The following is a 7,175-nucleotide window of genomic DNA, read 5'->3' on the forward strand; positions in this document are numbered from 1 at the left end:
ATATATAATTTAAATTTAAAATAATATAAATTCTTTAAAATTGAATTAAATAAATTAAATAATATAATTATTTTATATAGTTATTAATACATATTTTATCGATTAGTTAATATTTAAAAGGTTCATATAAAAATTAATTTCATGAAAATTTCTAAAAAAGCGATTTATGAAGCACTCCAGAAAGAAAAAAAGAAATTAAAAACTTAAAAAAAAGAAAAAGTTAAAAAATAAAAAAAATATTAAAAGATTAAAATACTTGAAAAGAAATTAAAATAAAGGTCATTAAATAATTTAAAATGACTTATAAATTTACCAACCACGTTCTTGCATTCTATCAGCATCAGACAATTCAGAAATTTCAATTCCTTTCATTGCTTGACCTAATCCTTTAGACACTTCAGCAAGGACTTCTGGTTTATCGTAGTTATGAGTTGCTTCAACAATGGCTTTTGCAAACTCAATTGGGTTTTTTGATTTAAAGATACCAGAACCCACAAAGACTCCATCTGAACCTAATTGCATCATTAAAGAAGCATCTGCAGGAGTGGCTACTCCACCAGCTGCAAAGTTAACTACTGGGAGTTTACCAAGCTCAGCTGTTTTTATAAGAAGTGGTAAAGGTGCTTCTATCTCTCTTGCAAAAGATCTTAACTCTTCTTTATTTTTACCTTCAATTAATCTGATTTCTCCCATAACCTTTCTCATATGGCGAACAGCTTCAACAATATTACCAGTTCCTGGCTCACCTTTAGTTCTAATCATTGCTGCTCCTTCATCAATTCTTCTAAGTGCTTCACCTAAGTTTCTAGCTCCACAGACAAATGGAATGGTAAACTCTTTTTTATTAATGTGATACTCTTCATCGGCAGGTGTTAAAACCTCACTTTCATCTATCATATCAACACCAAGGGTTTGTAAAATCTGTGCCTCAGCAATATGACCTATTCTTGCCTTTGCCATTACTGGAATTGATACAACATCAAGAATCTCTTGAACTTTATTTGGATCAGCCATACGAGCAACTCCACCAGCAGCTCTAATATCCGCTGGAACTTTTTCAAGTGCCATGACAGCTACTGCTCCTGAATCTTCAGCTATTGCAGCTTGTTCTGCATTTACAACATCCATGATGACTCCACCTTTAGTCATCTTTGCAAAACCTTCTTTTAAAACATTGGTTCCTTTAACCATTATTAATTCTCCATTTACTCAATAAAATAAGTCTAAATTACTATTTAAGGTATTTTTTATAGATATAATTTATAAACATCTTTTAAATATAGATATTTTTTAAAAATATGAATATATCTCTTCTAATTTTTTAAAAAGCATAAATACATTTATTAAAATCAATTTTTTCTAGTATATAACTATAATTTTTATATATGGGCTTTTTTATATATAGACTTTTCTATATATATGTTTTTTTATAAAACAAGTGCCATAATTTTTAGAATTTATAAAAAACATTTTTACCAAATAACTTCTTATATTTTTATTATTATAGGTGATGTCCCATAAATCAAAATTTTAAATTTTAGATAATTTAAAATTGGCTTTAAATTGATTAAATTGGACATAACTATTAATTAAAATTTTATTTATTAAAATAATAATTAACAAATTATTAATTTATATTTAAATAGTAATTTATTGATTAAATCAATTTTAAAGAGGTTAATTGTTTTCATGAAATTTATCATGAGGCATCTTCTATATGGTCTTTTTTTAATATAATCTTAATAAAAAGCAAATGAAAAAAAGATAAAATAAGTTAAAATAAGTTAAAACTCGTTAATTATATCAAATTTAGCTTTAAGATTGTTGTAGTCTTTATTATAAAATGAACATTGGTCAATACATATAGTACAACCATCACTACACCCAATGCATTTATCCTTTAAAAATTCAACATTGTTTCCATTTTTCACTAAAGCTCCTTCAGGACATTCTTTTATACATTTATTACACAATTCACAGTACTCTCTAATCCAAGAATAGCTATGTTTATTTGAAAATGGTAAATTTTCTATCTCTGTTAGAATAGCTGCAACTTTAAACTTAGTTCCCATTTTAGGAGAGATTAATAAACCACTTTTACCCCTATAACCAATATCTGCATCTTCACCAAGCATAGATAAATCCACCAAATCTCCATTTGGAGTAATTACTTCTGTTTTATATCCTTTTTCCCTTAAAACATCTGAAAGTTTGTAGCTAAGCTTAGAAAATTTTAAATAAAAATCATCACTTAAATTCTTAGCTATTTCTCCTGCTTCAGTCTTGATTATATCCTCATCTAACTCCATTGTAAAAACAATTGCATTTTTTAAGGTAACATCAAGTTTTCCATTTTCTAGAATTAAATCATCCGACAATTTAGTGTATCCAAACTCAACAGCACCTAAATTAGTAGCTATTGATTTAAATTCATTAAGCATTTCATAAGACATTGTTTTTGTTGATATTTTAGGGTTTTTGACTTTAGAATAATCATCTCTGTTTCCTCCACAACATGAAGAAATTGGACTTTCCTCTTCATATTTTAAATTAGAACAATTATCAAAATTTTCTTTGGATACAATTTTAACCTCCTCTGATATACTATTAACCAAAGTATCTACTTTAATTTCAGATTCTATCTCATTATAGTAAATATTATTGGCTAATGATTCTTTTTCATTCAAATTATCAATTAAATTTAAAATAGAATCATTTTTTAACTTATAGTAAATCCATGTTCCTTCCTTTCTCCAGTTTAATAGCCTAGCTTTTTTTAAAATGTTTAAATGATTTGATATAGTAGATTGAGGTTTTTCAAGAGATTCATAAATCTTACAAACACATTGTTCACCATCTCGAAGCAAGTACAATATCTGTATACGTGTAGGATCAGCAATAGCTTTTAATTTATATGTCTTTTCTTCTAACTCTTCATGCGAAATTTTTTCTTTATCCATTATTTCACCAAATGAAAAATAAATATTATAAAAATTATTTAAAAATTATATACATATTAATTAAAAATTTATTGAATTTTATATAACCATGTTGCATTTTAAACATATTACACTTTATATAACTCATAAAATATTAGTTAAAATTTGCTAAATATATTTAAAAAATACATTGATTAATTTATATATTTGAATATTTAGATATATAAATATTATGATTAGTAGTATAAAAAAAATTATAAATTTAGTAGCAAAAAGAAAAATAAGAAAGTAAAATGCTATTAAAAAAAGGAATTACTTATTTAAAAACAGTAAAATTCTAGAAATAATAATTAAAATAGGAAGTTCAATTAAAGGGGCTATTACAAGAGTTAAAGATATTAATGGTTCATTAGGAAATGCTACAACAGCTATTGCAAGTGAAACAGGGGAATTTCTAGCAAGAGTTGTCAAAGTTAATGAAACATACTCTTTTTTTGAGAATTTTAAAAATCTATTTATCCATCTTACAAATACAAAGTTAACAATAAAGAAAAATAAAAATGGAATTAAAACTAGCGAAAAAACCCATAAATTTTCTAGAAGTAGCTTGCCTTGAGATGCAAACATTGAAAAAATAGCTAATGCTAAAAATATAATTTGTAAATAATCCATTGAATTAAAAAATTTTTTTAAATATCCATTGTTAAAAGATTCATTAATTCCTTTATCCTCAAAATTTATTTCTTCAGATTTATATTTATTGCTGTTGCTATTATTATTACTATTATTAATTCTCAGCAGAATAAATCTTAGAACTTGAGCTATTATAAAAGGTAATGCAACTACAAGTAATAAACTTTCAACAAAAAGATTCAAATTTATGACTGTAGATGTTCCAGTAAAAACAAATAAATAAACAGGAAGAAGAATAATTTGTAAAACCAAGTTTAAAGGCAATATTGATAATGAAAGTGGGATATCTCCCTTTGCAATATCTGTAAAAACAAGATACCAATCAGTACATGGGGTAACAAGAAGCATTATAAATCCGACCCATAATCCAACATCATGAGAAAGAAAGATGAATCCTAAAACATAAGCTAAAATTGGTGTCCAAATAAAGTTGATAGATAAAGAACTTAAAGTAAATTTAAGTTTTTTAAAGCTATTTTTAAACTCAACTAAATCAATGTTTAAAAATATGGTAAAAAGCATGAAAAATAAGAATGTTATAATTAAACTAGAGAATAAATCAGCCACAAAAGCCATTTGTCCAAAATATAAACCTAAAATAATTGAAACAAATATTATTACCGATTGAAATTTCTCTAAAACATTCATAGTATCTCATTTTTAAAACAAAGCTATAACTAATTTAAAATACTTAAAATAAATTTTAATAATAATAAATTAAAAATATAAATAAATTAAATAAAATTCATAAAAGAAAGAATTTAAGAAAAGATTTAAGAAAAGATTTAGGAAAAATATATATTATAAAATATGCAAAATTAATTATATAATTATTTCTATTTGAATAAAATAAAATAGATAAATATAAGGTGATAAATTGATTATAGGTGGGTCTGCTTCTCAAAAACTTGCAGCAATGATATCAAAAGAGATGGATGATGAATTATGTCCTGTTGAGACCAAAAAATTTCCAGATGGAGAAAGATATATTCGAATCAAAGGAGAAATTGAAAAAGAAATCACTGTTGTTCAATCTACAGCGTTTCCACAAGATGAAAATATAATGGAGCTATTATTTTTAATCAACAACTTAAAAGACTTAGGGGCAGAAGAAATAAAAGTTGTTGTTCCTTACATGGGATATGCTAGACAAGAAAAACGATTTAAAACAGGTGAAACGATATCTGCCCGTATTATAGCAAATTTAATTGAAAAAAGTGGAGCAACAAAATTTTATAGTGTAAATTTACATGAAGAAAGTGTTTTAAACTTTTTTAATATTCCCTGTAAAAATATTTCAGCAATGAACCCAATAGCTGAATACATTAAAGAAAAAACTGACAATCCAATTATTGTAGGTCCAGATAAAGGAGCATTAAAATTTGCAGAAGAAATCGCAGACATTTTAAACTGTGAATCAACTTATCTTCAAAAAACAAGAATATCACCTGAAAAAGTTGAAACTAAAATTGTTAAAATGAGATATGATTTTAACACAGATGACCCTGAATTTAAAAATAAAAAGCAAAATGTAGATATTTCCACTGTTGAAGGAAAAGAAGCTGTTATTATCGATGATATAATCTCAACAGGAGGAACAATTGTTAATGCAATAAACATTTTAAAAGATCATGGTGCCAAAACTATTGATGTTTGTTGTGTTCATCCAGTTTTAGTAAATGATGCTATTTTGAAATTATATTCTGCAGGAATAAGAAACTTAGCAGGAACAAACACTATAAAATCAGAAGTAAGTGAAATATCTCTAGCCACAGAAATAGCTAAAAACATTAAATAATTAAGAATTAAAAAAATTTTAAAAAAAAAAAAAATAAGAAACCAAATGAACAAAAATTAAAAAAATTTTAAAAAAAAGTATTAAAAAAGTATAAAAAAATAAGTAAAAATATGAAAATTAGAAAAAAATTTAATCACTAGATTTATTATAATTTTCAACTAATTCACGGACAACAGATTCTAAACCTTCACGACCATCTTCTGTTGCATCAACAATGTCTTCATAACGAATATACTTTTCAATTTTAATAGATTTGCCACCTATGCCAGAAATTCTGAAATCTTGGACATCGTCTCCAATTAAAAGTTCTATTTTTTCTCTTTTTAAATCGTCTTTATGTTCTAAGGACAATTCTCTTAATTCATTAATTAACTCTTCTGTCATTATCTTTACCTCAATTTAAGAATTATTTTAAAAATATGGATATCAAATATAGATATATTAATAAGTTTATAATCTATTTTTAACTACTAAGTATTAAATTGATAGTTTAATATATGAAAAAAGCTATTTTAAAAAAAATCATATAATAATTTAAAATATTATTTAAAAAAGATTATTTTAAAAAAAAATGTTTAAAAAAATTATTTAAAAAATTATTTAAATGATTTATAAAATAATTATTTCCATATTATTTAATTATATATGTGCATATATATAAGTATTGAATTAATTTTTTATCATATTAAAATTTTTTTAAAAAAAAATAAATAAAATTTTATAAAAAAAAATAAAAAAAGAAAATAAAAAAAGACTAAAATAAAAAAATTAAAATAAAAAATTATATATCTTTTATATTTCCTTAATCAATTTACTAAATTCTTTTCAATTACTCTTAATTCAATAATTCAGGTATTGAATACCATATTAATATAATTTTAACTCATTATATCTAATTTAAAAGTTAAAACATGATTACAATATAATTTAGATAGAAGCTTGCTTGCATCATTGGAGATGGAGAGATTATAATTTGTATTTTTTTCAAGTGTTATCTACACCGTTAAATATAACTTTTCAATATCTTCGAAATTTTATCTATTCATTATAAAAAAATATTAAATCACACATAAATTAACTGTAGTTCTATTGTTTTTGTTTATAATACTCTTTAGCAATTTGATAGAAATTTTTAAAGATTAAGTATCCTTTAGGAGTATGAGAAACTTCAGGATGGAATTGAATGCCATAAATAGGTTTATTTTTGTTTTTAATAGCTTCAAATTCACAGATATCAGATGTGGCAATTGGGTTAAAATCATTTGGCATTTTAGTAACTTCATCTTTATGAGATGCCCAAACATCCATTTTAGAGCCAATTCCTTTAAATAATTCATCTGTCTCGTCAAGATTAATATTAATCTGAGCATAGCTTTCAGAATCGGCTGTAGCTATTTCTCCACCAAAAGCTTTAGCCATTAGTTGGTGTCCTAAACAAATACCTAAAATAGGAATGTCTATTTTTTCAATATATTCTTGACTGTTACCAATTCTTTCAATTTCAGGTCCACCACCTAATATTAAAGCTATTGGTTCTTTTTCTAAAATCTCATCAATACTTAATTCATTTGACACTAATTCAGCAGGTATTTCTAAATCTTTAAGTGATCTAAAAATTCTATGATTATATTGACCATAATTGTTAATAACTAAAATTTTCATAATTTCCTCCTTATTATTTTTTAGTGATTTATTAATTTAATCTATGGTAAAAAAATTAAAAAAAAAAAAAAAAAAAAAAAAAA

The 7,175-nt window shown here is 24.2% G+C and carries 6 protein-coding genes; 1 reads left to right on the forward strand and 5 read right to left on the reverse strand.

Going from position 1 to position 7,175, the window contains the following annotated elements; genetic code table 11:
- Positions 1–309: 309 nt before the first annotated feature.
- The 3 genes from pdxS to MBCUR_RS00095 all read right to left on the reverse strand — a co-directional run bounded on the left by pdxS (position 310) and on the right by MBCUR_RS00095 (position 4,280).
- Positions 310–1,191, reverse strand: coding sequence for a pyridoxal 5'-phosphate synthase lyase subunit PdxS (pdxS, locus tag MBCUR_RS00085; RefSeq protein WP_067088646.1), 882 nt, complete (start codon positions 1,189–1,191; stop codon positions 310–312).
- Between the two features lie 593 nt (positions 1,192–1,784).
- Positions 1,785–2,960, reverse strand: coding sequence for a metalloregulator ArsR/SmtB family transcription factor (locus MBCUR_RS00090; RefSeq protein WP_084269375.1), 1,176 nt, complete (start codon positions 2,958–2,960; stop codon positions 1,785–1,787).
- A gap of 291 nt (positions 2,961–3,251) precedes the next feature.
- Positions 3,252–4,280 (reverse strand): arsenic resistance protein, encoded by a 1,029-nt coding sequence (locus MBCUR_RS00095; RefSeq protein ID WP_067088649.1) that lies wholly within the window; start codon positions 4,278–4,280, stop codon positions 3,252–3,254.
- 229 nt (positions 4,281–4,509) lie between these two features.
- On the opposite strand from MBCUR_RS00095, the gene MBCUR_RS00100 reads away from it, so the two are divergent.
- Positions 4,510–5,430 carry a ribose-phosphate diphosphokinase gene (locus tag MBCUR_RS00100; protein ID WP_067088653.1) on the forward strand — a complete coding sequence of 307 codons (921 nt, stop codon included), beginning with the start codon at positions 4,510–4,512 and terminating at the stop codon, positions 5,428–5,430.
- 129 nt (positions 5,431–5,559) lie between these two features.
- Here the strand turns inward: MBCUR_RS00100 and MBCUR_RS00105 are convergent, their stop codons facing one another.
- Entirely contained in the window at positions 5,560–5,814 is a 255-nt protein-coding gene (locus tag MBCUR_RS00105; RefSeq protein ID WP_067088656.1) for a hypothetical protein, read from the reverse strand.
- 702 nt (positions 5,815–6,516) lie between these two features.
- Positions 6,517–7,092: a GMP synthase subunit A gene (locus MBCUR_RS00110; RefSeq protein ID WP_067088659.1), complete on the reverse strand. Its 576-nt coding sequence runs from the start codon at positions 7,090–7,092 to the stop codon at positions 6,517–6,519.
- Between the last annotated feature and the right edge of the window lie 83 nt (positions 7,093–7,175).

It is taken from the genome of Methanobrevibacter curvatus (assembly GCF_001639295.1).
GTDB lineage: Archaea > Methanobacteriota > Methanobacteria > Methanobacteriales > Methanobacteriaceae > Methanoflexus > Methanoflexus curvatus.